Below are 26610 nucleotides of genomic sequence, written 5' to 3' on the forward strand. Positions count from 1 at the left end.
TGTCTTGATTACGAGTACTAGCCCAGATAGAAACGGCATCCTTTGCTTGCCTTCTTTAGGCAAGTAAAGATGGAGGAGATAGCTAGAAATAGCTCCAGAAAACTATTAAATTAAAATTGAAAATAGTAATTTTACAAAATGGAAGCACCACTAGCCGAACGCATACGCCCGCAAAAATTGGAAGACTACGTAAGTCAGAGTCATTTGGTTGGACCCAACGGTTCGTTGACGCAACAGATTTCGAAAGGAATTATTCCATCGTTGATCTTTTGGGGACCACCAGGAACTGGAAAAACGACTTTAGCGCAGATTATTGCGCAGGAGTCCAAACGCCCGTTTTATATTTTGAGTGCGATAAACTCCGGGGTAAAAGACATTCGGGATGTCATTGAAAAAGCCAAACAGAGCGGCGGTTTGTTTACGGCAAGAAATCCGATTTTGTTTATTGATGAGATTCATAGATTTAGTAAATCACAACAAGATTCGCTTTTGGCTGCGGTAGAAAAAGGTTGGATTACATTGATTGGGGCAACGACCGAAAACCCAAGTTTTGAGGTCATTCCTGCATTATTGTCACGTTGTCAAGTCTATGTTTTGAATGCTTTTACAAAAGCCGATTTGGAAACTTTGTTGCTTCGTGCGATGAAAACCGACTCGTATTTGGCCACAAAAAACATTGTTTTGAAAGAGACGGAAGCCCTGCTAAGACTTTCTGGCGGTGACGGAAGAAAATTATTGAATATTTTTGAACTCGTGGTTAATGCTTCTGCTAGCGACGAGATTATTATTACGAACGATATTGTTTTCGCACTGGTGCAACAAAATACTGTTTTGTATGACAAAAGTGGTGAACAACATTATGATATAGTGTCGGCTTTTATAAAATCGATACGCGGGAGTGACCCCAATGGTGCTGTTTATTGGCTGGCCAGAATGATTGAAGGTGGCGAAGATGTGAAATTTATCGCCCGTAGAATGCTTATTTTATCGAGTGAAGATATTGGTAATGCCAACCCAACTGCTTTTATTATGGCCAATAATACTTTTCAGGCGGTAGCCACAATTGGCTATCCAGAAAGTAGGATCATATTGAGCCAGTGCGCTATTTATTTGGCCACTTCTCCTAAAAGCAATGCCTCTTATCTGGCGATCGGCAATGCACAGCAATTGGTAAAACAAACAGGTGATCTGCCCGTTCCGATACATTTAAGAAATGCGCCCACTAAACTTATGAAAGAGTTGGGTTATGGTGATGATTATAAATACTCGCACGATTATACCAACAACTTTGCAGAGCAAGAATTTCTGCCCGAAGCGATAAAAGAAACGGTTCTTTATAATCCGGGAAGCAATTCTCGAGAGAACAGCAACCGCGAATTTTTAAAGAACCGTTGGAAGGATAAATATGGTTATTAAAACCAAATTTCATAGTTAGAATTTCACTACAATCTTTTCAGAAACCAATTTGTCGTTTTGGTAATATTCAAAAAACCATTGATTGTCTTTTGCGTTTAAAGTACCTTGAACACCATCTTTTATAGCAATAAAGCTGTCTGGACGCGAAGTTTTCATCAACTTCATTACTACTTTTGGCGTTTTATCAATTAGCTGATAACCTGTTTCTGTTGGCTGTGCGTACAACAAATTCGGATCGGTCATGTCTGCTACAGGAGCTTCAACTATGTTGGTCGTTACCGCAGGTGTTACCACTGCCGCAGTAGCTTTTACCACAGAAGCACCCGATTTTCCGTTGTATTTATAACGCAATTTATTAACTGAAACAAAAGCTAAATCAATGCATTCTTTGTAAGCCAGCTCATATTCTTTTTCTTTGCTCTTCCCTATTTCAGAAGTATAAATCACTTTGCCGTAACAATCTTTAAACTCAACAAAAAGTTTGGTGACCAAAAAACCACTCTCTTTTTTCATATCTATGTACAAAAGTTCGCAACGATCACTGTATTCAGAAGAAAGTTGTTCATTGGCGTAAAAAGCCTTAAAACCGGCCTTTATCAAATTAGATTTTGTCATTGTCGCTGATCTGTATTGATTTTCACCTTTAAGAAAGTCATATTTTAATGGTACAATAACCGCTTTGTAATCGTTGATAGATTGTCCAAATCCGATCACAGAAATAAGTAAAGCAAGAAAGAAAAATTTAATTTTCATAATTATAAATATTTTTTTAGTTCTAATAAATGATTTATTTGTTTGATGTTTGCGGGAGCTTCAATCTTTTTTTCATTAAAAAAAATAGCATCCAGACCCGCGTTTAGTGCTCCATTAATATCTGCATCGAGGCAATCGCCAATCATGACACTATTTTCTTTGGAAGCATTAGCCAGATTGATAGCAAAATCAAAGATACTACTATTTGGCTTTTTTACTCCTGCTGATTCAGAATTTGTAATAGTAGAAAAATATCCCGAAAGCGCAGCATTTTTTATTTTTTTGTCTTGTACAGTAGCAAATCCATTGGTGATAATGTGCAAATTATATTTAGACTTCAAATATTCTAAGACTTCAATTGCACCATCAAAAAGGTGATTATTATCGGTAAGATATTCGATGTAATCATTGGCTATTGCGTTGATTTCTTCGTCTGACATTTCAAGATTCAATGCATCAAAAGAAAACTTCAACCTATTGTAACGCAATTCGAGATGAGTAATTTGATCATTTTGATACAACTTCCAGCAAGCCTGATTGATTGGAGCGTATTGGGCAATAAAATCTGCCGTTTGTATGTGCGGGTATTTATTTTTAAAGATTCGATCGAAAGCTATTTCTGAGTTTTTATCAAAATCCCAAAGCGTATGATCTAGATCGAAAAAAATGTCTGTAATTGTGGTTTTCATAACTAAAAAATTCCTTCATCTACAAAACTATAATATTTTGTTTCAGTAATAATCAAATGATCCAAAACTTTAACATCTAAACTATCTCCTGCTATTTTTAGACTTTTAGTGATTTTGATATCGGCCTCACTGGGTTTTAGAAGTCCCGAAGGGTGATTATGACACAGTATCAAGCCTGTAGCGCCCGTTTCAAGCGCCAATTTAAAAACCAATCGCACATCTACAATTGTGCCCGAAATACCGCCTTTGCTCAGTTGAGATTTCAAAATCACCTTGTTGGAATTATTCAGAAATAATACCCAAAATTCTTCGTGAGGCAATTCACCAATGATAGGTTGCATGATTTCAAAAACCAATTTACTCGAAGTTATTTTCACCAGCTCGCCAACATCTTCGGCTCTTCGGCGCCTGCCTAATTCTAATGCTGCAATGATCGAAATCGCTTTGGCCTCTCCTATTCCTTTAAAATTGGTGAGTTGCGCCAATGACATTTTTCCAAGAGAATTTAAGGTATCCACACTCGCTAATATTCGTTTACTAAGATCTACTGCCGACTCGTTACGGCTTCCGGAACCAATCAAAATGGCAATCAACTCGGCATCACTCAAAGCACTTTTGCCTTTTAGCATCAGTTTTTCGCGTGGCCTGTCATCTTGAGACCAATTGGTAATAGGGAAATGAGTGGGTTCCATTTTTGAGTAATTTTTTAGATAATGCTTTTGCTCATGCAGATACTATTCGTTAGGCCAACGTAAGGCCCAAAGTTTTCGACTATTTCGAAGCCCATCTTCTGATACAAACTGATTGCTTCAATTTGTTTGTAAAGAGTTTCTAAAACTAAAGTTTCAAAACCCTGTTGTTTAGCCTTCATTTCAAGTTGCCTAACGATTAACTGTGCCACTCCCAAACCTCTTGCTTCGGGCGAAACGAAGATTCTTTTTAACTCGGCTGACGTTGGATCGTATTTCTTAAAACAGCCACAGCCAACCGCCTTATCATCAACATAGATTAAAATCGCATCAGGATTAGATTCTACCAGATTATTACCCCAATAACTGGTTTGTAATTCTGGGTAACGTTCTAATAAATAATTGTCAAATGTTTTTATTAGAGATACAAAATCAGCGTTTTCGCTTGTAGTCGCTAGTACTTTAATTTCTGGATTCATATTAATCGAATTGTTTTGGAAATATTTTGTATAAAAATAAGAAAAATCACTCAATAAAAAATTATTTATTATCCTGAATAGTATTAAATTTGAATAAAAAAAATGAAATCTCTCTGTATTCTTTTGATCACTATTTTATTGCTTTCTTGCCATCAAAAAGAAAGACAGGAACTTGCCTTTACGCCTTCTTCAACGTCCAAAGCAAAAACATTTGGAGAAAAATTATCTAATGCGGCAATTTCTATACTTGATCCTTCAATAGAATACGATCCAACTTATTTTTCTATTGAATATCCAAACGGCGATGTACCTGCTCAAAAGGGCGTTTGCACGGATGTTATTATTCGTTCTTATCGAAAATTAGACATCGATTTACAGCAAGAAGTTCATGAAGATATGGTCGCAAATTTTGCAAAATATCCAAATTTAATAAAATGGGGCATGACCAAAACCGACACTAATATTGACCATAGAAGAGTGCCTAATCTGGAAATTTTCTTCGAAAGAAAAGGTTCAAAATTAGCAATAACAAAAAATCCCGAAGACTACAAAACAGGAGAATTAGTCACTTGGATGATCAACCGAAAATTACCGCACATCGGGATTATTACCAACAAAAAATCTGATGATGGAGAACGAAACCTAATTGTACACAATGTTGGCGGCGGACAAGTACTGGAAGATTGTTTATTTGAATACGAAATTGTGGGACATTTTAAATATGAGAAATAAAATCTCAAAAAGTAAAATCTAAAATCCTAATTCCAAAAAAAAGTGTCAGTTACAAACTTGCAACTGACACATTCACATATTTTATAATTATCTAAAAGACAAATTATATCAAATCATTAAACTTATTAATAATTAAAGCCCTCATCCTTTACCTCAATTCCTAATTTTTTTAAATTTTCAGAAAAAAAACAAACTTCATCCTTTCGTAAATTAAAAGAAAAGCTTTCGTCTTTTTTACTTGAAGTATACTTAGTCCAAACTATCAAAATATTACCTTTGTGCATTCCTTTTAAACTCTTAAATTCAATTTCTTTTATATCAGATAAACTATAAAAATTATTAAAAAGCTTTAAGCTCAATGGTCTTTTTATAAGCAATCTATTTTCAAAAAGAATAAAAACTTTAAAAGTTCTTACCGCTTGAACAATCAAAAACAAAGGTAAAGCAAGTAATAAAATTTTATTACAAATACTTTCCACCAATACTAAACCGTAAAGGCTAATAATTAGAAAGAAAGCCATCGATAAATATAAAATTAAATTAATATAATCGAATGTATTCAAATTAGATTTATAAACAAGCCTATTATTGCTTTTCCCTTCCATTTTAATTACTCGATCAAACCTTTTACTTCATCAAAATTCAGTCCACCATAGTTGCCTGAACTCATCAATAAAAGAGCTGAATTGTCTAAATTTAAATTGAATAGATATTCTTTAAATTCCGCTGGATTGGTATAAATGATTAAATCTTTTCTATTGAAGGCACTTGCAATTTGATCATAGGTTACTTCTTCTAACTGTTTAATTTTTACCGCGTCAGGCGAATAAAAAACCACGGCCACATCAGCATATTCAAGAGTTCCTTCGTATTCTTTAAGAAACTCAGCATTCAAACTAGAATACGTGTGTAATTCTAAACAAGCGACCAAAGTTCTGTTTGGATATTGCTCTTTTACGGCTTTTGTGGTTGCTGCCACTTTACTTGGTGAATGCGCAAAATCTTTGTAAGCCACTTTCCCTTTTCCTTCAGCGATTTTTTCTAAACGTTTAGAAGCACCTTTAAAACTCGCAATCGCTTCGTAAAAATCGGCTTCGTCAACGCCCATGTTTTGGCAAATCCATTTGGCTCCAGCCAAATTATTCAGATTGTGCGCTCCAAAAACTTCAATTGGCATATCGCCTTCGGGAGTTTTCAACAACGTTACGCCATCGTTTACACTGTATTCGGGAGTATGATACGCTAATTTTCGAATTGGGTTTGTAGCGGCTTCTGCAACACGTTTTACCTCCGGGTCATTCTCGTTGTATACTAAAATACCGCCATTGGTAATTTTGGCAATAAAAATTTCGAATTGCTCGACATAGTTTTCATACGTGGGAAAAACGTTGATATGATCCCAGGCAATTCCTGAAATCAAAGCTATGTTAGGTTGGTACAAATGAAATTTTGGCCTTCTATCTATAGGAGAAGACAGATACTCATCGCCTTCTAAAACCATAAAATCATTCTCTTCAGTAAGATGTACCATCGTATCAAACCCTTCTAATTGGGCGCCCACCATATAATCTACTTGTATATTATGATAATGCATGACGTGCAAAATCATTGAAGTAATGGTTGTTTTTCCGTGTGAACCACCAATTACAACACGTGTTTTATTCTTAGATTGTTCGTATAAAAACTCTGGATACGAATATATTTTCAAACCCAATTCCTGGGCTTTTAGCAATTCCGGATTATCTGCTTTGGCGTGCATTCCTAAAATTACAGCTTCGATATCAGAGGTGATTTTTTCTGGAAACCAGCCCAGTTCAGGGGGTAAAATTCCTTTTTTTTCTAATCTTGATTTTGAAGGTTCAAAAATTGCATCATCACTCCCTGTTACCTGATATCCTTTGTTATGCAGCGCTAATGCTAAATTGTGCATCGCACTTCCGCCTATGGCGATGAAATGTGTTTTCATTTAAATTCCAATTATTACCTGAAGCTGCAAATTATGCCTCAAATTTTCGTTTTAATTCTTGTGCTTTTTTAGGGTCTTTTAATTTGTTCAAATATAAATTATATAATTTTTGAAATGTGACTTTTGATTTACCAATTTCGTTGGCTTTCAAATAATATTTTTCTGCCAATGTATATCTTTTAAAATATTCTTCAATTCTTCCTCTCGACAAATACCCATCAACTGCCGAAATTTGTAACAACTGATTTGAAAATGAAATCGCTTTTGACTCACTTCCTCCCACAATACTTGGCAATTGCAGATAGATTTCGATCAATGCCCATCTGGCCGGAATATGTTTGGGTTCCAAAACAATTGCTCTTTCAAATGCCTCCTTCATATCATCAACCATTCCAAGAGCTTTGAATTTATTTACTTCCATAGCTCTCATGGCCAAAGCTCCGCCGTATTTGTAAAAATAATCGGCCTCGTTGGGTTTTAATTCTTTTAGTTTTTTAAAATATTCTGCCGCTTTGACCCATGATTTAGCATGAGATGCGATTTCGCCCAAATACTCAAGTGTCTTTATATCTGAGGGTTTACTTTCTAAAACTCTTTCAAAGATAAGTTGTGCTTCTTCATGTTTTTTTGCATGAAACAACTTCTCGGCCTTTTCAAAATTAGATTGAGACCAAACAGAGATTGGAACAAATAAAAAAAAGATTAGTAGGTTTTTCATATCTCAAAAATAAGGAAATATAAAATGTATTGTTTGCTTTTGGTGAGAAATTAGTAATTTGTACGAATTTATTTTTAAAACCCTCCCAACCTTTTTCTAAAATTAGCGCTCTATATATTAAAACCATGTTATGAAAAATATAGTATTTGCATTCCTGCTGCTTTCATGTTCGTTATTTGCCCAACAAAATGATAAAAAATGGGAAAAAGTAATTGCCTTTGAAAATGAAGGTAAAATAAAATCGGCTAATGAAATTGTTCTCGAAATTTACAAAAACGCCAGAGCAACCAAAGACGAAGTACAAATGATAAAATGTTTTTTTTATCAGTCTAAATATTTGCAAGCAGTTGATGAAAACGCAAAAACAAAAATTTTAGATCATTTGAAAAGTGAAATCAATAGTGTTTCTATACCATCACAAGCGATTTTGAATTTTGTTTATGCAAAATGTCTAAACGATTATTATAACAGAAATACGTATCAAATTCAGCGTAGAACCAATACTGCTGTTCTTGACGAAGACTTTCTAACCTGGACAGAAGTTAATTTTAAAAGTCAAATAAAGTTGGTATTACAAAAAACGCTGGAAAACGAAAAAGTTTTAAAAGAGACTTCGTTAGAAAAATACGAACTTATTTTTGATTTTTTTACACTCGAAAAATTCAAAAAAGAAACTTTATTTTCTTACCTATTAAAAGAAAATATCGACTTGTATCAACAAAAAGTACGACAATGGGAGTTTTCAAAAAGTGATTTTACTCCTTACACACAGCAGCTTTTAGGAAAATCAGCTGATTTTTCACAAATAAATTTCGATTTTGTCACCAATGAAAATTTACGTACTGTTTTGACTTTATACCAAAAACAAGAGGCAAATTATCCTTCGGGAGACAATCAGTTGGAGCGCATGCAATATGCCAAAAATATGCTACTTGAGTCTGATGACAAGTATTTTAAAGCCTTAGTTAGTTTACAGAAAGAGGTCAAAGACGCCGATTTCATTCAGAAAATTCAGTTAGAGAAAGCAATTATACTATCACAAAAGGCTTCAAAAGAAACTTATCCAGAGTACAACATACAATCTATTACAATATTAGACAGTATTATTTCGTTAAATAATCGATCAAATGCGCACAAATTGGCGCTGCAGCAAAAAGCAAATATTGTTTCTAAATCAATAAATATTGAGCTTCAAAAATTTATTTATGCTAATGAAAATACCAGAGCATACATTCGATATAAAAATGTTTCACAGTTAAAAGTTTCTTTTTACCCGATCAATCAAAAACAACTTTTGCAATTTGGCGAGAACACTACTAAAAAAGATAGTTTAATAAACGCTTTGTTACAAAAAAAGAACGCGATCGCAACAGAGAATTATCTGATGTTGAATAAAAATGATTTTTTTGAATACACTACCGAAGTCCTTTTGCCTCAATTAAAAACAGGTTCTTATTTGGTTTATTTTGAAAGTGATTCTGACACAAAAGACAACAAAGCCTTTGCTTATGAAACCATTACAGCTTCAAATTTGGCGGTTTTAGCCTCTCAAAACGAAGCCGCAGAAACTTTTCAGGTTCTGGATAGAAAAACAGGAAGACCTCTGGAAAATGTCACGATCAAATCGAATCATTTTAGAATTAAAACCAATAACAATGGTGTAGCCGTTTCTCCTCAAAAAAAATACATTTATAACAACAATGATCTTGAAGTGGCCAGTAAAACGGATACTATTTTAGTTAAAAAAAATTACCTCAATCATATTAGTGAATTTTCAGAAAAGGATAATGAAAATACTGATTTTAAAGGAAAAGTCGATTTTTATTTAGATCGTGCCATTTATCGCCCCGGTCAAACGGTCTATTATAAAGGAATTGCGATTCAAAAAAAGAAAAACGAAACAACTGTAGTTCCTTTTACAACATTCAAAATTATAATTCAGGACGCAGATGATAACGAATTTAAAAAATTTGATGTCACAACTAATGAGTTTGGTTCTTTTTCTGGCGAATTTATATTGCCCAAAAATGGCCTGACAGGCAATTTTACAATAGAAGCCGACGAACCTACAACACACGAAAATGACATTGTTTATAACAAAAAAACAGACGAACATCCGTTTTGGGAAAACGTTGATTTTGAAGATTCGAGTACTGATTTTAGCGTAGAAGAATACAAACGCCCTAAATTTGAGGTTAGTTTTGAACCCAAAAAAGACAGTTTTCAGGTTAATCAAGCCATCAAGGTAAAAGGTAATGCCAAAGCTTTTGCAGGGAGCAACATTTCTGATGCGGTAGTCAAATACAGCGTTACTCGATATACTAATTATTTTAGAAATTATTATGGCCAGCAGGAAGAAACCGAAACTTTGGTCACCGGAGAGACAAAAACCGATGCTTCGGGAAAATTTACCATTGACTTTATTGCTGTTCCTTCTAAAAACAGCAATAAAGAGCAATTACCTATTTTTAATTATCGCATAAATACGAGTGTTACCGATATTAACGGAGAAACTCATGAGGCCGAAACCATTGTCAAAGTAGGCTATCACGACTTGGTTCTCGCTGCCACTCTTCCTAATCAAATTGAGACTAAAGACAAAAACGAAATCGCACTAACAAGCACCAACCTAAACGGAGAGTTTTTGGCAGCAAAAGGTGAAATTAAAATTTATTATAAAAGTCCGTTTTCAAATAAATTCAAGCCTAGAGTTTGGACAAATCCGGACATTGAAACGATCAATAAAGAAACATTTGAAAAATTATTTCCTTATGAAAAAAATGAAGAAACAAATAACAACAATACAGCAACAAAATTAGTCTACTCAAAAAAAATTAACACAGAAAAAGACAAAAAAATTGTTTTGGATTTTATCGAAAATTATAAATCCGGTAATTACAAAGTTATTTTTTCTGCAAAGGACAGTTTTGATAATCTAATTGAATCTTCAACAGAATTTCAAATTCTGCAAAGCAAAGACAAATTTAATACGAGCACTTTATTTACCATCAAACAAGTGAATGAAAATCCGAAAAAAGATGGTTTTGTGGCGCTAAAAGTAACTTCGGTTATTCCGGAACTTTATATTTCAGCGACAGGAAATTACAATAATAAAGTTTTTTTTGAAACCAACATTCACTTAGAAAATAATGAAAGCATTGTTAAAATTCCACTTAACAAAGAATTTGAAAAATACTTAAAAATAGGTTTTCAAAGTGTTTTTGAAAACGCTGTTTTTTATGATGATATTGCTGTATTACTAAAAGAAGAAGCGACAAAACTAGAGTTTGGTGTAGAAACATTTCGAAACAAACTACAACCTGGGATTAGCGAGAATTGGTCGTTTATACTAAAATCGACCAATACTCTCAATGAAGCCGAGGTACTTGCCTCGATGTACGATAGCTCGCTAGACCAATTTACAACGAGAAGTTGGGATGTTTTGGGTTTTAACGACTATTTTTATAATGGCAGCAATAGTAAGTCTAGTTTGGGTTTTGATAAAACATCCCGTTATTTAATGAATCTGAACACTCCCAAAAAAAGAGTCCAACTAAATAACGAAAACTCAAAACTTATTTGGTTTGGATTTGATTTTAACAACGCCAATACTTCTGTTTACCTGCAGAAAGAATATCAAAAACAGCTTAGTAAAAAAGTACAAAAACCAGCAAACGCAAAAATAATTTCGGGAATCATAACAGATGAATCAGAGATGCCACTTCCGGGTGTCTCTATTACTATAAAAGGAACGCAAAGAACAACATCCTCTGATTTTGATGGTTATTATGAAATTGAAGCAGCAGAAAACGAAGAGCTCATCTTTAATTATATCGGTTTTAAAGAACAAGTTGTCTCAGTCAAGAACACCAATACTCTTGATGTCGTTTTAATTGAGGACAAAAGTAGTTTAGAAGAAGTTGTAGTTACTGGATATGGAATTAAAAAAGAAAAACAATCTCTTTCGTATGCGGTAGGAGAAGAAAGTTCCGAATTTAAAATAAAAGGTTCTGTCTCTCCAGCAAATGCAGAGTTAGATTCTATTCAATATTATTTTAGTACCAAAAAACTTATTTTTATGTCTGGTAAAAAGATCGTGAATGGTCTAACATCTTTGATAATTAATGACGCAACCTTATATCTAATTGATGGAAAAATAGAAACAGCCGAAACTGCTAATAACCTAGATCCAGCAGATATTCTCTCCATTACAACTTTAAAAGAAAAAGATGCTATTGCTCTTTATGGAAGTAAAGGGGCAAATGGAGTGATTATTATTACTACAAAAAAAGCATTAGAAGAGCTAACTCAGGTAAAAGCCAGAAAAAATCTCTCAGAAATGGCTTTCTTTTATCCAAATTTAAAAACGGATACAACCGGAAAAGTGAGTTTCAATTTTACTTCGCCTGAAGCTTTGACTGCCTGGAAATTTCGTCTAATGGCTCATAACAAAAAAGCTGTTACAGGTTATTTAGAGAAAAGTGTCGTAACACAAAAAGATTTGATGATTTTGCCTAATTTTCCTAGATTTTTTAGAGAAAAAGACACTATTGTGATCAACGCTAAAATTTCGAATATCACCAATGAATCTAAAACCGGAATCGCAATTTTACAGCTTTTTGACGCAACAACGATGGAACCTATCGATACCAAAATGCTCAATACACAGAACGTAAAAAACTTTACAATTCCTGCTTTTGGCAACACCAATACCAGCTGGACTATCACTATTCTTGAAGGTTTGCAAGGTGTTCAGTATAAAATTATGGCTAAATCCGGTGATTTCTCCGATGGCGAAGAAAACATTCTTCCGGTTCTTAGTAACAATATGCTAGTCACAGAAAGCATTCCGATTTGGGTACGTGAAAACAGCTCTAAAGAATACACATTTGAAAACTTAAAAAACAACAATTCAACAACATTAAAAAATCATCAATTTACATTAGAATACACTTCAAATCCAACATGGATTGGGATGCAATCATTGCCTTATTTAATGGAATATGAACACGAATGTGCCGAACAAACTTTTGCGAGATTTTATGCGAATGCTTTGGCCTCTGAAATTATTTTGAGTAATCCTAAAATTGCAACTGTTTTTGAAAATTGGAAAAAAAGCGAAAAACCAGCGTCGAAACTGGAAGAAAACGAAGAGTTAAAATCGATTATTCTGGCGGAAACCCCTTGGTTGAATGACTCTAAAACTGAAGAAGAAAAGAAAAAAAATCTTGCACTTTTATTCGATTTAGAAAAAATGAAAACTTCTCAAAAAACGATCTTCGATAAATTAAAACAAAAACAAAAAACATCTGGAGGTTTTGCGTGGTTTGACGGAGGTAACGAAAGTGAATACATCACAAGGCATATTCTGGCAGGCTTGGGACATCTTTCTAAATTAAGCAAAAATGACGACAATGCCTCGCAAACAAACGAAATTGCTAAAAATGGGATTCCTTTTTTAGACCAAAAATTCATGGAGGTTCATAACAGACGAATAGAGAACTCAAAAAAAACTTCAAAATTAATCTGGATCAACCCGTACTCAGATTTGCATTATTTATACACCAGAAGTTTTTATTTAGAAAAATATCCCCTTTCTAAAAAACTGCAAGCAGCGACAAAAATCTATTTGGAAACTGCCAAAAAAGACTGGATGACGTACTCACTTTATGAAAAAGGTCTTGCTGCTCTCACTCTCAACCGTTTTGGAGAAACTGAAGTCGCTAAAAAAATCATAGAAAGCCTTAAAGAAAATGCATCAAATAACGAAGATTGGGGCATGTACTGGATTACCAACAAAGCTAGCTGGTATTGGTATCAGGCACCGATAGAAACGCAAGCTTTATTGATTGAGGCTTTCGCCGAAGTGACGCACGACGACAAATCTGTGGATGCTATGAAAGTCTGGTTATTAAAAAACAAGCAAACCAAAAATTGGCCTACCACAAAATCTACAACCGAAGCCATTTATGCTTTATTATTACAGGGCAATGACTGGATGAGTGTGAAAGACAATACCATCATTAAAATTGGAGATGAAAAAATCATGACCAAAAAATTATCCGAAAACGAAAAAGAGGCAGAAACTGGCTACATTAAACTTAGCTGGAAAGCAAACGAAGTAAAAAACGAAATGGCGACTGTTAACATACAAAACAAATCCAAGGTACCAGGTTTTGGCGGCGTGTATTGGCAGTATTTTGAAGATCTGGATAAAATAAAAACCAGTACTGAAACGGCTTTATCCGTAACCAAAGAATTGTATCTGAAAAATGTTAGCCTCAAAGGAAAGGAGTTAGAAAAAATCACTTCTAAAGAAGAATTAAAAACAGGCGATTTGGTTACTGTACGATTAATTATTAAATCAAAAGAAGACATGGAATTTGTTCATTTAAAAGACATGCGTGCTTCTTGTTTTGAACCAGTAAATGTACTTTCGGAGTACCAATACAAAGACGGATTAGGGTTTTATATGAGTACAAAAGATGCAGCTACACACTTCTTTTTTGAAGAAATTAACAAAGGAACTTATGTATTAGAATATGATATTAGAGTGAACAATAGCGGAGAATTCTCAAACGGAATCACTACAATTCAGAGTATGTATGCTCCCGAATTTGCAAGTCATACCAAAGGAATTCGGGTAAAAATCAAGTAATGATTTTTTACTTTTAAAAATAAAAATTTGGTCAAACAAATATTCTTTAGAACTAACCAAAAAACATAAAAAACCCGACACATTTTTGAAATGTGTCGGGTTTGCTTTTAGAACAAAGATCGAATTATTTTACAATCGTCATTTCGTCAATAATATTTTTTGCCCCGGCGTATTTATCGATCAGCCAAAGTACATAACGAATATCTACGTTGATGGTTCTTTGTAAATTGGGATCAAAAATTACATCTCCTGCCATTGCTTCGATATTTCCATCAAAAGCAACACCAATTAATTCTCCTTTTCCGTTAAGAACTGGCGATCCTGAATTTCCTCCTGTGATATCATTATCAGTAAGGAAATTTACAGGCATGTAACCATTTTTATCTGCATACTGGCCAAAATCTTTGGCTTTGTTCAATTCTAACAAACGAGCTGGCAAATCAAATTCCTGATCTCCTGCTTTATACTTTTTTACCATACCGTCCATGGTAGTATAATTGTTTATTTTCGCATCGTTGCGATTGTCAGCTGGTAAAGCACGAACTTTTCCGTACGTCAATCTCAAAGTTGAGTTGGCGTCAGGATATTGAATGGCATTAAGTTTTGATTCTCTAAAACCTTCTACCAATTTGCGATAAGCAGTTGCAAAATCATCATCCGATTTTGTTTGGTCTGCGGTTTTAGTACGGTATTTTGTTAGTAAATCATTAGAAATAATATACAAAGGATCGTGTACAATGGCCAATGGTTTTGGATCTGCCATAAAAGCTACGACTTTCTCTTTGGTTGAGAAATAACTTATTTCGATTGCTTTTGCAACATCTGCAGTAAAATCACCGTTATTTTCAGATTTCATTTTTGCTATTTGTGGAGCCAACCCGTATTCAGACGCTTTTGCAGCATATAAATTCAATTGTGCCGTTAAAACATCTTTTTCAAGAGGTGCATAAAAATCGCCATAAATATTGTCGATCATGGCAGTAATCTTAGGCAACATTTCGGCTTTTTTAGCATCATTTTCGTTATAATAAGTAATCAATGCATTTCCTAAATTTGCTGGTCCTGCTGCATAACTTGACGTACGCAAAAGTTGCATTAAGTAATTATCGTGAGTTGCTTTTAAGTTAGTCGCTCTGTAATATTCATTGATAGTAGGAATTACATTTTCGTACTTATCCTTATTAGCAGGTTTAGTCGACCATTCATAAAATTTATCTTCCTGCTCCTCTTTTGTTGCTGCAGTTCCTGCTTTTGTCAAAGCATCAATCATACCCTTACGGTTTTTCCAATAATTGGCAGTCGAGGCATATTTTGAAGCATATTGCAAACGAACTGTTGCGTCGGCATCCATATATTTTTTCATTTGGTCCATTCCGGTTTTTGCACCTTCAACCCAAGCAGGATAAGCATATTTAACATTTTGCTCAATTCCGCCCGCTGGCATCCAGCGATTCGTTCTTCCAGGATAACCCAGAATCATGGCAAAATCTTTCTCTTTTACTCCTTTAATATTTACCGGTAAATAATGTTTCGGCTGCAATGGCACATTGTCCTTAGAATAAGTTGCAGGATTTCCGTCTTTATCAGCGTATACTCTAAACATTGAGAAATCTCCTGTATGACGTGGCCACTCCCAGTTATCTGTATCTCCACCAAATTTACCAACACTTTCCGGAGGGGTCCCTACCAAACGAACATCGGTGTAATCCTGGTAAACAAAATAGTAATATTCATTTCCTTGAAAGAAAGGACGAACAGAAACGGTATATTTTCCACCTTCGTTATTTTCTTTTTCGATCAATGCAATCTCTTGCTGAATGATTTTATTTCGCTCTGTTTCCGTCATTTTATCATTTACTTTTGATAAAATTCTTTTAGAAACATCATCCATACGCACGAAGAAACGAACGTATAATGATTTTGGTTTCATTTCGGCACTTTTTTCTTTAGCCCAAAACCCATCTTTTAAATAGTTTTGTTCTGCTGTCGAAAGTTCAGCAATTGCATTGTATCCGCAGTGATGATTCGTAAGTACCAATCCTTCTTTAGATACAATTTCGGCAGTACAGCCTCCGTTAAATTGTACAATAGCATCTTTTAAGCTATGATGATTGATACTGTAAATTTCTTCAGCGGTCAATTGCAGACCCATTTTTTCCATATCCCTATGGTTCAATCTTTCGATGAACATCAAAAACCACATTCCCTCATCGGCTCTTACAGGAAAAGCCATAAGACACATTGTTAAGAATAAAATTATTTTTTTCATGTTTATTTATTTTAGTTATGCGAATATAATTCATTTTCTCAGTAAAACCAGTGCAGAACACCTAAAAACAAAATATAAACGATCTATTATGAGACAATTTTATGAAATCAATATTTACGGAATAAAAAAGAAGAAACCGTTTTCGTAGTAATTTAAAACTATGAAAACTAAAACTTTCAAAAATTAAAAGAAAATTTTCCTTAAAAACTTATTGATTTTGTAAAAATTAACTTTCAATAAAAAATTAACAAATAATTATTTTCTTACAATATTGTTTTGTTTAGTTTTGTCAGAAATTAATTAAATAAACAAAATGAAAAAATTATTATTAAGTGCTGCATTGATTATATCAGGAATGGCTAGCGCACAAAAAGGTTCCGTACTGGTAGGTGGTAACGTTGGATTTTCATCTGATAAAGTTGGAGAAGCAAAATCAACCTCTTTCGAATTTAACCCAAAAGTCGGATATCAATTTACAGACAACTGGACCGCAGGAATTGAAGGATCGATCGCTAGTGTTGATACCGATTGGTCTGAAAAAACCGAAAATTACAAAGTTGGAGGGTTTTTACGTTATACGCAACCACTTTCTGAGACATTTTCTGTATTTGCTGACCTTGGAGCTGGGTATCAAAACGAATCTTTAAATAATGCAAAAGGTATGTACGCTACTCTTGTTCCTAACTTATTTATAAATATGAAAAAAGGTTTTGGTTTAAATTTTTCTATTGGCGGAGTTGGTTACAACAATATAGATGGCCGCAATGATGCCAGAAGAGAAAGCATTGGATTTGATTTTGGAAAAACATTTAATATCGGAATCTCTAAAAACTTTGCACTATAAATAACCCTCAAAAAACAAAAGACCGTAAAAACGGCCTTTTGTTTTTTTGTTTGAAGTTTTGATAGTTAGTGCTGCCCGGCAAAATACAATTTTGTCGGGTTTTTTATTTTTCTACTCATTCAACATTTTCCAAAGCTTGTCTTTTAAATCTGTAAGCCCTTGTTGCGCCACAGAAGAAATAAACATATATGGAATATCTTTAAAAGCAACATCAAGTTCTACTTTTAACTCGGCTTTCAGTTCATCATCTAGCATATCGCATTTTGAGATTACCAAAAGACGTTCTTTATCCAACATTTCAGGATTGTATTTGGTTAACTCATTGACCAAAATATCATATTCTCCCTTGATGTCTGGCGTATCTACTGGAACCAAAAATAGTAAAGTAGAATTACGCTCAATATGGCGCAAAAAGTAATGCCCAAGACCTTTTCCTTCTGCAGCACCTTCTATAATACCAGGAATATCAGCAATTACAAACGATTGATAATCTCTGTAAGCCACAATTCCTAAATTTGGTTTTAGAGTAGTAAAAGGATAATCAGCTATTTTAGGTTTTGCAGACGTTAATACAGACAACAAAGTTGATTTTCCAGCATTTGGAAAACCTACCAAACCAACATCGGCCAATACTTTAAGTTCTAAAATAACATCCATTTCTACACCTGGTAAACCGGGCTGCGCGTATCTTGGTGTTTGGTTGGTTGAACTTCTAAAATGCCAGTTTCCTAAACCTCCTTTTCCTCCTTTCGAAAGAATTCTTTTTTCACCGTCTTCGGTAATTTCGAACAACGTTTCTCCCGTTTCTTTGTCTTTTACAACCGTTCCTAAAGGCACTTCGATAAATTTATCTTCTCCATCTGCACCTGTACTACGGTCTCCTCCACCATCGCCACCGTGACCTGCTTTTATGTGACGGGCAAACTTTAAGTGAAACAATGTCCAAAGACCTTTATTTCCAACCAAGTATACGTGTCCGCCGCGACCACCATCACCACCGTCCGGCCCACCTTTTTCAATAAATTTTTCTCTATGTAAGTGTGTAGATCCCTTTCCTCCCTTTCCGGAAGAAACGTATATCTTAACATAATCTACAAAATTTCCTTCTGTCATTGTTTTGAATTTCAGAATTCAGATTTTAGATTTTAGATTAAAAACTAAAATTAAATCGTCCTTCTATTTTTGTTTATAATAGTTTCATGTATCATGTTTCAAGTTAACGCAACATCAACCAACCTGAAACTTTAAACCTGAAACAAATTCTCTCTATTCTTTAAGTGTTTTCACCAACACTTTATCAATCTTTACACCATCCATATCCAATACTTCCAGTACAAATTTTTGCCAGATTAATTTCTCGCCTTCTTTCGGAATATGTGAAAGTTCGGTCATAATCATGCCGCTTACGGTATTTACATCATAATCGTTTGTGAGTTCATCCAACTCAAAATACGTTAGAAAATCGTGCAACGAATAATGTCCGTCAACCAGCCATGAACCGTCTTCTCTTTCGATCAATTGAAATTCATCTTTATAAAAATCGGATGCATCGCCAACCAAAGCTTCCAAAATATCATTTAAGGTAATAATTCCTTGAAAAACACCATATTCGTCAGAAACCAAAGCATAATGCACACCGGTTCTTTTAAAATTCTCCAACGCTTTGTAAGCCGTTGTCTGCTCCATTAAATAAGGAGGATCGGTCATGATTGCTGCTAAATCGAAATGTTCGCTCTCGATATTGGCAAATATATTTTTTAAGGTTACGATACCCACAATATCATCATAGTTGTCGCTATACACTGGATAAACAGTGTGTAAATCCATCAAAACCAATTCTTTTATTCTGGCTTTATCAGCATTTAGGGGCAGCATGTCTACCGATTTGCGATGTGTCATTAGCGAATTTACTTTTCTGTCGCCAATATGAAAAACACGTTCTACGATATCCTGCTCAATTTCTTGTACCTCTCCGCCTTCTGTTCCTTCTTTGATGATCGCTTTTATTTCTTCCTCAGTAACTCTACCGTCAGCACTTGGTTTTATTTGAAGGATATTTAGTAAAAAATCAGTCGAAGACGTTAACAACCAGATAAAGGGTGCTGTAATAATCGAAACAATTTTCATGGGCAATGCCACGGCTTTTGCAATAGATTCAGGATAATTTAAACCAATACGTTTTGGTAATAACTCTCCGAGAACCAACGAGAAAAACGTCAAGGTCACTACAACAATCCCAACGGCAACGGTATGTGCGTAGGGTTTTAAAAATGCAAATCCGGTTACGAAGACTTCAACATCCATTGTGATTTTGTCGCCACTATAAATACCCGTTAAAATTCCGATTAAGGTGATTCCGATTTGTACTGTTGACAAAAATTTATTTGGAGAGTTGGCGAGATCGAGCGCTATTTTGGCACTTTTGTTGCCTTTTTTTGCCGCTGTTTCCAGTCGGTTTTTTCTGGCCGAAATTAGTGCAATCTCAGACATTGAGAACACCCCGTTTAGTAATATCAGAAAAAATATAATTAGTATTTCCAATTTTTAGTTGATTCGTTATTAATTTGATTCGTTAATGGTAATCGTAACTCCGGTGGCTTCTAGCCCAGATGGAAGAGAAAAGCCCGGAGCCAAAAAAACTAATTTTTCTAGCCAGAAAACAGCGACCAGCGGAAGCTCGTTTTATGGTTTAGAAAAATAGTTTTTTTAGCGAGGACTTGCAACGTACAGCTGGAAAAAGCTTCTACAAATTATCTATAACTGACGTTAATCGCTCTGTAATTTCTTCGATAGTCCCAATACCATTTACGGCATAAAACTTATTTTGTTCTTTATAATACCCAATTAGCGGAGCCGTTTTTTCGTTATATTCCTGATATCTTACACGAATTTTTTCTTCGTCCTGATCATCAACTCTTCCACTGGTTTTTCCTCTTTCTAGCAAACGTGCCACTAGAATTTCGTCATCGGCTTCGAGGGCAATTGTAGCCGTAACACTTGACCCGATTGTTGGCAAAAACTGATCCAGCGCTTTGGCCTGATCTAACGTTCTTGGATATCCGTCAAACAAAAACCCTTGTGTATCTGGATGTTTGTTTACTTCGTCAATTAACATTGCTGTGGTAATTTCGCAAGGAACCAATTCTCCATTGTCCATAAAAGTTCTTGCTTTTTTACCTAAATCAGTATCATTTTTTAAATTGAAACGAAAAATATCTCCTGTTGAAAGATGTGTTAATTTGTATTTTTCTTTTAAAAATTCTGCCTGAGTTCCTTTTCCTGCTCCTGGCTTTCCAAATAAAACAATGTTAATCATAATATGAGTAAGTGTTGTGACTTCTATTTTTTATGAAAGAAGTTTAAAATGAATATGTAGTTATGTTGTGTTTCTAATTATTCGGCTAATTTATAGACTTCGTTCAAATTTCTTCCTAATCCGTTGTAATCCAGTCCGTAGCCTACTATAAATTTATTTGGAATCCTGATTCCGATATAATCTATTTTAATGTCTTTTTTGTACGCTTCCGGTTTAAAAAACAAGGTAGCAATTTTAAAATGCTTTACATTTTGGGCTTTAAAAAGCTGTTTTAATTCTTCGACAGTATTTCCTGTATCGACAATATCTTCGATGATGATCACGGTTCTGCCTGTTAAATCCTGATTAATTCCGATCAATTCCTTTACCGTATTGGTCGAGCTTGTGCCTTCGTAAGAAGCCATTTTGATAAAAGAAACTTCGCAAGGACTTTTGTATTTTTTTAAAAAATCTGCAACAACCATAAATGCGCCATTAAGAACCCCCACAAAAATGGGCGTGTCATCTGCAAAATCATCTTCTACCTGAGCAACGATTTTGGTCAAAGCAAAATCAATTTCTGTAGCCGAAATAAACGGAACAAATTGTTTATCGTGAAGTTGTATCATTATTTTCTCTTTAAAATAATGTGCAAAGATACAGAATTACAACCAAACTGTACGGATCAAATTGTATTGTAATGATACTTTTTTCAGAATGTTAAATATCACTTAATATTTACAAATCTTTCCTTAAATTTATTTTTTAAATCATTAAATTGTTGTCTTTAAAACTTTTAACTTAAAATTGAAATGAAAAACGCCACACCCATATTGTCTCTTTCCTTATTACTGATAATGAGTGCCTGCATGGGCCAGGTAAAAAAAGAAGCAAAAGAAACTTTGGCCACACAGCCCGGAAATATTGTAAAAACAGCTGTAGGCAACATTACGCTCCCACCACCTTATGCTACAGAATCTGCCAGAAATTCGAGCCGTGTCGTAAAGTGGCCAGAAGGACTTATGCCCAAAGCACCCCAAGGATTTACGGTTTCTAAATTTGCTGATGGTTTAGAAAATCCTCGTTGGACATACATAGCACCCAACAATGATATTTTTGTGGTTGAAAGCGGAACAAGAACCAGTAAAAATCAGATCACTATTTTTAGAGATACGGATAAAGACGGGAAATTTGAAACCAGAGCAGTTTTTATTAAAGATCTCAACAAACCTTTTGGGATGCTGGTGCTAAAAGACTTTTTTTACATTGCCAACACAGATGGATTGTACCGCTATCCTTATCAAAACAATCCTTTACAACTAACAACTCAGGGCGTAAAAATTCTCGAACTACCCGCAGGCGGCTACAACAATCACTGGACACGAAATCTACTTGCAAATCCTGACGGCACCAAAATTTATGTTTCTGTTGGCTCAGGAAGTAATGTTGGCGAGAACGGAATGGATAAAGAGATACGTCGCGCCGCTATTCTGGAAATTAATCCCGATGGAACTGGCGAAAAAATCTATGCTGACGGACTTAGAAATCCTGTTGGAATGGATTGGAATCCCGTAAACAATGAACTTTGGACAGCAGTTAACGAGCGAGATGATCTGGGCGATGATTTAGTTCCCGATTATATCACCAGCGTAAAACGCAATGGATTTTACGGTTGGCCTTACTCGTATTATGGCAATATTTTAGACCCCAGAATGAAAGGAGAACGCAAAGATTTGGCTGCAAAAGCAATCGTGCCAGATGTTTCAGTTGGCGCTCATACGGCTTCTTTGGGACTGGCTTTTTATAACAAAAATAGCTTTCCTGCAAAGTATAAAAACGGAATTTTTGTCGGTCAGCATGGCTCGTGGAATCGCGAAAAAATTTCAGGTTACAAAGTAATATTTGTACCGTTTGCCAACGGAAAACCATCCGGAAAACCAGAGGATTTTCTAACAGGTTTTATTTCCAATGAAGACAAAGCCGAAGTCTATGGCCGACCTGTTGCCGTTACCGTTATGAATGATGGTTCGCTTCTTGTCAATGACGACAGCGGAAATACCGTTTGGAAAGTTACGGCAAACAAATAATAGGTATGATTTTAAAAAAACACTACTTTCTTATTTCCTGGCTGATTGTTTCTCAGAACATTATCGCACAGGAACAAGAAAGCAAAATAAATGATACTATCAAAGGAGAAAAACTCGAAGAAGTTATTATAAGTTCGCTGCATCTTGACAGCAACTTATTAAATACTCCCGCCGCTGTTGGCATTTTATCAAAAAGAGAATTGCTGCAAAACAATACCACTGATATAAGCACCGTTCTCAATACAATTCCGGGTGTGCTGATGCAATCGTCTAACTTTACCACCACCCGCATTTCTATTCGGGGTATTGGAGCGAGAACCACATATGGCACCAACAAAATAAGGGCTTTTTACGGCAGTATTCCGCTGACATCTGGCAATAGCGAAACGGTCATTGACGACATCGACTTAGAAAGCATTAGTCAGATCGAGATTATCAAAGGTCCGCTTTCGAGTATTTATGGCGCAGGTTTGGGCGGTGCTATTTTAGTGTCACCTCAGCTTTTTCAAACCGAAGGGCAAAATACCTCGATCAGTACCGTTTTCGGTTCTTTTGGTCTCTTAAAAAACAGTCTGAATTATGCATTAAATGAAAAGCATTCAAGTTTAAATATCAGTTATCATAAACTGGAAACCGACGGATGGCGACAAAATAGCGCGTACCATCGTGAGGGAATTACGCTTGCGGGAGCATTATTCAAAAAGCAAAATAGCCAACTTACTTATTTTTCAAATTACACTTACGTGAAAGCGTACATACCGAGTTCGATCAGCAAGACGGTATACGAGACAAATCCGCGACTTGCGGCACCTACTTGGGCTGCTTCAAAAGGATATAAAGAATACAAATCGGTTTTGGGAGGATTGGCGTATGATTTTAAAATTAATGATCGTCTAAACAATGCGACCTCTGTTTTTATCAATTATAAGGACAGTAATGAGCCTCGTCCTTTTGATGTTCTGCTGCAAAATACTTTTGCTGCCGGAGCAAGATCACAGTTTTCAGGAAACTTTAAAATCAGAGAAACAGAAAATCAATTTATTGCGGGAATAGAATATTTTTCAGATAATTATAAAGGAAATACTTTTGAAAATTGGTATCAGCAAAATAATGGTTTAGGTAGTTTACAAGGAAATCAACTGGCGGCAACGGGACAGAAAAGGCATTTTTACAATGTTTTTTCGCAAATAAGAACGTTACTTTCTCAAAAAATGGAGTTTCAAGCGGGGCTAAATTATAACAAAACACAATTTGAAATAGAGAATTACGATACCAATACGATTAAGAAATATGCTTACAGCGGTATTTTTTCGCCGCAACTTTCTCTTTTATTCAAGCCAAATACACAAAAAACCTTTTATTTTTCGGCAAGCCGGGGATTTTCGTTGCCGGCTACAGAAGAAACGCTTACGAGTGAAGGAACCATCAATCCGGATATAAAACCCGAAAATGGTTATAATTTTGAAGCAGGGGGAAAATATTATTTTTTGAATAAAAATCTGTATGTCGAATTTTCTCTATATCGAATGGAAATAAAAGATTTATTTGTAGCAAAACGCATTGGCGATGATCAATATGTGGGCATAAATGCTGGCAAAACACTTCATGAAGGTATCGAAGTTTTAGCAAAACACAATTGGAACATAAATTCTGCTTTATGGATGATATCTTATGTTTCAGCTTCCCTTGGAAATTATGAATTTAAAGAATTCATCGATAGCGGAAATGATTTTTCGGGAAATAAACCAACCGGAGTTGCCGCCAACAAAGCCAATGCAGGATTGAGTTTGAACAGTAATTCAGGGCTTTATTTTGCCGCCGATTTTCAGTTTGTAGACGAAATTCCAATGAACGATGCAAATACCGCTTACTCTGACGCTTATAAGGTCGTAAACCTAAAAACTGGATACCGTTTAGAGATACTTCCAAAGCTGACTACCCATTTGGCAGCAGGCATAAATAATGTGCTGGATGAAAAATATGCTTCGTTAATTTTGCCCAATGCGACAGCTGTTGGAAACGCTGAGCCACGATATTATTATCCCGGACTTCCTGTAAATTATTATGGCAGTATTTCGTTAAATTACCTATTTTAGATGCTTATTAAATTTAAAAAAAGATGCCTTCTGAACTGCAAATAAAACTAAACTCTGTACAGGCATGTAGAGAGAGCCGCTTGAAAGTTTCGCAAGAAATCTTAGAAAACAAGCACCTTTTTGACGAACTGGTTCAGATTTGTTTTGATCCTAATCATGAAAAGCACCACAAAGCCTGTTGGATTTTAGAATTTATATCCTACCGGGAGCTTATTTGGTTGCAACCTCATCTTAATTTCTTTTTCGAAAATATTCCTCATATAAAAGACGAAAGTGCTATTAGGCCTCTTGCAAAAGTGATGCAGCTCCTGGTACAATCACATTATAAGGAGGTAGAAAACAGCATTGCCCTTTCAGAAAAAAACCTTCAGCAATGCATCGAAACATCTTTTGATTGGCTGATCACAGACGTAAAAGTGGCCACAAAAGCCTATTCGATTAGAACGTTGTATATCCTAGGAAATCATCATAATTGGATTCATCCTGAGTTACAAATTATCCTCAACAAAGAATATCACACTCATTCTGCTGCGTACAAAGCCGTTGCCAGAGAAGTTTTGAAAAAAATAAAATAGCCTTTTTGCCACAGATTTAGACTAATTGAGTCAATTTAAAACTTAATAAGTGAAAAAAATTATGAAATTTGGGAAATTCGTGGCAAAAAAAAGATTAAAAATTATCTTTGCAGAAATACAACTACAATGAATTATTTTTCTTCTGATTTTAAATTAGGAATATTAGGTGGCGGACAATTGGGCAAAATGCTTTTGTTTGACACTCGAAAATTTGACATACAGACTTATGTTTTAGACCCGAGCGATGAAGCCCCGAGTAAAATTGCCTGCAATCAGTTCTTCAAAGGCGATTTGATGGATTATGAAACGGTTTACAATTTTGGAAAACAAGTCGATGTTTTGACTTTTGAAATCGAATTGGTCAATCTGGAAGCACTGACACAATTAGAAAACGAAGGCCTAAAAATATATCCTTCGCCAAAAACATTAAAAGGCATTCAGAATAAAGGAGTTCAAAAAGATTTTTACGCGCAGCACAATATACCTACAGCTCCCTTTGCAAGATTTGAGAATCTCGAAAATCTAAAATCAGCAATCGTTAATCAACACTCTACAATCAACTTGCCTTTTGTCTGGAAATGTACCGAATTTGGTTATGATGGCAACGGCGTAAAAGTAATTCGTCAAACATCAGATTTAGACAATTTGCCTAACGTAGAATGCATTGCCGAAACTATGATTCCGTTTAAAAATGAATTGGCTGTGATTGTTTGCCGCAATCCGTCAGGCGAAATCAAAACGTATCCTGTGGTCGAAATGGAATTTCACCCAGAAGCCAACCAAGTAGAATATGTAATTTGTCCTGCCCGAATTGATGAAAAAGTAGCTCAAAAAGCCAGGGCTATTGCTTTGAATGTTTCAGAAAAATTCAATCATGTCGGACTTCTGGCTGTCGAAATGTTTCAGACCCACGATGATGAAATTCTGGTCAACGAAGTTGCTCCTCGCCCACACAATTCAGGACATTATTCTATCGAAGCCAGTTATACATCACAATTCGAAAATCATTTGCGTGCCATTTTAGATCTTCCTTTAGGAAATACCGACAGCAAAGTTGCCGGAATTATGGTCAATTTAGTGGGCGCCGAAGGTTTTTCCGGAGAAGTTATTTACGAAAACATCGAAACCATTTTAGGATGGAATGGTGTTACACCTCACATTTACGGCAAAAAACAAACGCGCCCTTTCAGGAAAATGGGTCACGTCACCATCGTCAACGAAGATATGGCCGAGGCGAGACGAATTGCGGAGGAAGTTAAGAATACGATTCGGGTGATTAGTAAAAAGTAATTAGTGATCTGTTTTTAGCCACTAGAAAAACTTAACTTTATTTCAATCTTTATT

21 protein-coding genes are annotated in these 26610 nt (G+C 35.2%); 9 read left to right on the plus strand and 12 right to left on the minus strand.

What is annotated here, in order from left to right; genetic code table 11:
- Positions 1-138 precede the first annotated feature (138 nt).
- A complete protein-coding gene (locus tag LNP22_RS02310) occupies positions 139-1416 on the plus strand; it encodes a replication-associated recombination protein A (RefSeq protein WP_229975107.1) in 1278 nt (425 codons plus the stop codon).
- A gap of 15 nt (positions 1417-1431) precedes the next feature.
- Here the strand turns inward: LNP22_RS02310 and LNP22_RS02315 are convergent, their stop codons facing one another.
- From LNP22_RS02315 to LNP22_RS02330, 4 genes are read right to left on the minus strand one after another with little or no spacing between them, the layout of a single operon-like run.
- Complete coding sequence (locus LNP22_RS02315) at positions 1432-2169, minus strand: hypothetical protein (protein ID WP_229975108.1); 738 nt, start codon at positions 2167-2169, stop codon at positions 1432-1434.
- 2 nt (positions 2170-2171) lie between these two features.
- Positions 2172-2858: a YjjG family noncanonical pyrimidine nucleotidase gene (locus LNP22_RS02320; protein WP_229975109.1), complete on the minus strand. Its 687-nt coding sequence runs from the start codon at positions 2856-2858 to the stop codon at positions 2172-2174.
- A gap of 2 nt (positions 2859-2860) precedes the next feature.
- A complete protein-coding gene (radC, locus tag LNP22_RS02325; RefSeq protein ID WP_229975110.1) occupies positions 2861-3550 on the minus strand; it encodes a RadC family protein in 690 nt (229 codons plus the stop codon).
- Between the two features lie 14 nt (positions 3551-3564).
- Positions 3565-4026: a GNAT family N-acetyltransferase gene (locus tag LNP22_RS02330; RefSeq protein WP_229975111.1), complete on the minus strand. Its 462-nt coding sequence runs from the start codon at positions 4024-4026 to the stop codon at positions 3565-3567.
- 102 nt (positions 4027-4128) lie between these two features.
- Here LNP22_RS02330 and LNP22_RS02335 point away from each other — a divergent pair, with 102 nt between their 5' ends.
- Positions 4129-4758 (plus strand): DUF1287 domain-containing protein, encoded by a 630-nt coding sequence (locus LNP22_RS02335; RefSeq protein WP_229975112.1) that lies wholly within the window; start codon positions 4129-4131, stop codon positions 4756-4758.
- 125 nt (positions 4759-4883) lie between these two features.
- Here the strand turns inward: LNP22_RS02335 and LNP22_RS02340 are convergent, their stop codons facing one another.
- From LNP22_RS02340 to LNP22_RS02350, 3 genes are read right to left on the minus strand one after another with little or no spacing between them, the layout of a single operon-like run.
- Positions 4884-5363, minus strand: coding sequence for a hypothetical protein (locus tag LNP22_RS02340; protein WP_229975113.1), 480 nt, complete (start codon positions 5361-5363; stop codon positions 4884-4886).
- Positions 5364-5368: 5 nt separating this feature from the next.
- Positions 5369-6724 carry a UDP-N-acetylmuramate--L-alanine ligase gene (locus LNP22_RS02345; protein WP_229975114.1) on the minus strand — a complete coding sequence of 452 codons (1356 nt, stop codon included), beginning with the start codon at positions 6722-6724 and terminating at the stop codon, positions 5369-5371.
- Positions 6725-6755: 31 nt separating this feature from the next.
- Positions 6756-7442, minus strand: coding sequence for a tetratricopeptide repeat protein (locus tag LNP22_RS02350; protein ID WP_210667316.1), 687 nt, complete (start codon positions 7440-7442; stop codon positions 6756-6758).
- Positions 7443-7572: 130 nt separating this feature from the next.
- Between LNP22_RS02350 and LNP22_RS02355 the strand changes: the two genes are divergently transcribed.
- Positions 7573-14100: an alpha-2-macroglobulin family protein gene (locus LNP22_RS02355; RefSeq protein WP_229975115.1), complete on the plus strand. Its 6528-nt coding sequence runs from the start codon at positions 7573-7575 to the stop codon at positions 14098-14100.
- Between the two features lie 124 nt (positions 14101-14224).
- Here LNP22_RS02355 and LNP22_RS02360 read toward each other — a convergent pair whose 3' ends face one another.
- Positions 14225-16369, minus strand: a complete 2145-nt coding sequence (locus tag LNP22_RS02360; RefSeq protein WP_229975116.1) for a S46 family peptidase — start codon at positions 16367-16369, stop codon at positions 14225-14227.
- A gap of 313 nt (positions 16370-16682) precedes the next feature.
- Here LNP22_RS02360 and LNP22_RS02365 point away from each other — a divergent pair, with 313 nt between their 5' ends.
- A complete protein-coding gene (locus LNP22_RS02365; RefSeq protein WP_229975117.1) occupies positions 16683-17213 on the plus strand; it encodes an outer membrane beta-barrel protein in 531 nt (176 codons plus the stop codon).
- Between the two features lie 111 nt (positions 17214-17324).
- Here LNP22_RS02365 and obgE read toward each other — a convergent pair whose 3' ends face one another.
- Positions 17325-18326 (minus strand): GTPase ObgE, encoded by a 1002-nt coding sequence (obgE, locus tag LNP22_RS02370; protein WP_210667312.1) that lies wholly within the window; start codon positions 18324-18326, stop codon positions 17325-17327.
- Between the two features lie 153 nt (positions 18327-18479).
- Complete coding sequence (locus tag LNP22_RS02375; protein ID WP_319616422.1) at positions 18480-19754, minus strand: hemolysin family protein; 1275 nt, start codon at positions 19752-19754, stop codon at positions 18480-18482.
- Between the two features lie 34 nt (positions 19755-19788).
- On the opposite strand from LNP22_RS02375, the gene LNP22_RS18430 reads away from it, so the two are divergent.
- A complete protein-coding gene (locus LNP22_RS18430) occupies positions 19789-19914 on the plus strand; it encodes a hypothetical protein (protein WP_255670713.1) in 126 nt (41 codons plus the stop codon).
- 42 nt (positions 19915-19956) lie between these two features.
- Here LNP22_RS18430 and LNP22_RS02380 read toward each other — a convergent pair whose 3' ends face one another.
- A complete protein-coding gene (locus tag LNP22_RS02380) occupies positions 19957-20529 on the minus strand; it encodes an adenylate kinase (protein WP_210667310.1) in 573 nt (190 codons plus the stop codon).
- A 77-nt stretch (positions 20530-20606) separates the two neighbouring features.
- Positions 20607-21137, minus strand: a complete 531-nt coding sequence (gene hpt, locus LNP22_RS02385; RefSeq protein WP_229975119.1) for a hypoxanthine phosphoribosyltransferase — start codon at positions 21135-21137, stop codon at positions 20607-20609.
- A 183-nt stretch (positions 21138-21320) separates the two neighbouring features.
- Between hpt and LNP22_RS02390 the strand changes: the two genes are divergently transcribed.
- The 4 genes from LNP22_RS02390 (at position 21321) to LNP22_RS02405 (ending at position 26556) form a co-directional block, all read left to right on the plus strand.
- Positions 21321-22595 (plus strand): PQQ-dependent sugar dehydrogenase, encoded by a 1275-nt coding sequence (locus LNP22_RS02390; protein ID WP_229975120.1) that lies wholly within the window; start codon positions 21321-21323, stop codon positions 22593-22595.
- A gap of 5 nt (positions 22596-22600) precedes the next feature.
- Positions 22601-24691, plus strand: coding sequence for a TonB-dependent receptor (locus LNP22_RS02395; protein ID WP_229975121.1), 2091 nt, complete (start codon positions 22601-22603; stop codon positions 24689-24691).
- 23 nt (positions 24692-24714) lie between these two features.
- A complete protein-coding gene (locus tag LNP22_RS02400; protein WP_229975122.1) occupies positions 24715-25266 on the plus strand; it encodes a hypothetical protein in 552 nt (183 codons plus the stop codon).
- A 126-nt stretch (positions 25267-25392) separates the two neighbouring features.
- On the plus strand, positions 25393-26556 hold the full coding sequence (locus tag LNP22_RS02405; protein ID WP_229975123.1) for a 5-(carboxyamino)imidazole ribonucleotide synthase: 1164 nt from the start codon (positions 25393-25395) through the stop codon (positions 26554-26556).
- Positions 26557-26610: the final 54 nt, after the last annotated feature.

Source organism: Flavobacterium flavipigmentatum, assembly GCF_020911905.1.
Taxonomy (GTDB): Bacteria; Bacteroidota; Bacteroidia; order Flavobacteriales; family Flavobacteriaceae; genus Flavobacterium; species Flavobacterium flavipigmentatum.

What these genes read in the sequence shown, in the direction of transcription:
- LNP22_RS02320 (WP_229975109.1), bottom strand. Translation starts at nt 2,858, where the DNA reads ATGAAAACCACAATTACAGACATTTTTTTCGATCTAGATCATACGCTT.
- LNP22_RS02405 (WP_229975123.1), top strand. Translation starts at nt 25,393, where the DNA reads ATGAATTATTTTTCTTCTGATTTTAAATTAGGAATATTAGGTGGCGGA.
- obgE (WP_210667312.1), bottom strand. Translation starts at nt 18,326, where the DNA reads ATGACAGAAGGAAATTTTGTAGATTATGTTAAGATATACGTTTCTTCC.
- LNP22_RS02330 (WP_229975111.1), bottom strand. Translation starts at nt 4,026, where the DNA reads ATGAATCCAGAAATTAAAGTACTAGCGACTACAAGCGAAAACGCTGAT.
- LNP22_RS02365 (WP_229975117.1), top strand. Translation starts at nt 16,683, where the DNA reads ATGAAAAAATTATTATTAAGTGCTGCATTGATTATATCAGGAATGGCT.
- LNP22_RS02340 (WP_229975113.1), bottom strand. Translation starts at nt 5,363, where the DNA reads ATGGAAGGGAAAAGCAATAATAGGCTTGTTTATAAATCTAATTTGAAT.
- LNP22_RS02345 (WP_229975114.1), bottom strand. Translation starts at nt 6,724, where the DNA reads ATGAAAACACATTTCATCGCCATAGGCGGAAGTGCGATGCACAATTTA.
- LNP22_RS02355 (WP_229975115.1), top strand. Translation starts at nt 7,573, where the DNA reads ATGAAAAATATAGTATTTGCATTCCTGCTGCTTTCATGTTCGTTATTT.
- radC (WP_229975110.1), bottom strand. Translation starts at nt 3,550, where the DNA reads ATGGAACCCACTCATTTCCCTATTACCAATTGGTCTCAAGATGACAGG.
- LNP22_RS02335 (WP_229975112.1), top strand. Translation starts at nt 4,129, where the DNA reads ATGAAATCTCTCTGTATTCTTTTGATCACTATTTTATTGCTTTCTTGC.
- LNP22_RS02315 (WP_229975108.1), bottom strand. Translation starts at nt 2,169, where the DNA reads ATGAAAATTAAATTTTTCTTTCTTGCTTTACTTATTTCTGTGATCGGA.
- LNP22_RS02360 (WP_229975116.1), bottom strand. Translation starts at nt 16,369, where the DNA reads ATGAAAAAAATAATTTTATTCTTAACAATGTGTCTTATGGCTTTTCCT.
- hpt (WP_229975119.1), bottom strand. Translation starts at nt 21,137, where the DNA reads ATGATACAACTTCACGATAAACAATTTGTTCCGTTTATTTCGGCTACA.
- LNP22_RS02310 (WP_229975107.1), top strand. Translation starts at nt 139, where the DNA reads ATGGAAGCACCACTAGCCGAACGCATACGCCCGCAAAAATTGGAAGAC.
- LNP22_RS02395 (WP_229975121.1), top strand. Translation starts at nt 22,601, where the DNA reads ATGATTTTAAAAAAACACTACTTTCTTATTTCCTGGCTGATTGTTTCT.
- LNP22_RS02350 (WP_210667316.1), bottom strand. Translation starts at nt 7,442, where the DNA reads ATGAAAAACCTACTAATCTTTTTTTTATTTGTTCCAATCTCTGTTTGG.
- LNP22_RS02390 (WP_229975120.1), top strand. Translation starts at nt 21,321, where the DNA reads ATGAAAAACGCCACACCCATATTGTCTCTTTCCTTATTACTGATAATG.
- LNP22_RS02380 (WP_210667310.1), bottom strand. Translation starts at nt 20,529, where the DNA reads ATGATTAACATTGTTTTATTTGGAAAGCCAGGAGCAGGAAAAGGAACT.
- LNP22_RS02400 (WP_229975122.1), top strand. Translation starts at nt 24,715, where the DNA reads ATGCCTTCTGAACTGCAAATAAAACTAAACTCTGTACAGGCATGTAGA.
- LNP22_RS18430 (WP_255670713.1), top strand. Translation starts at nt 19,789, where the DNA reads ATGGTAATCGTAACTCCGGTGGCTTCTAGCCCAGATGGAAGAGAAAAG.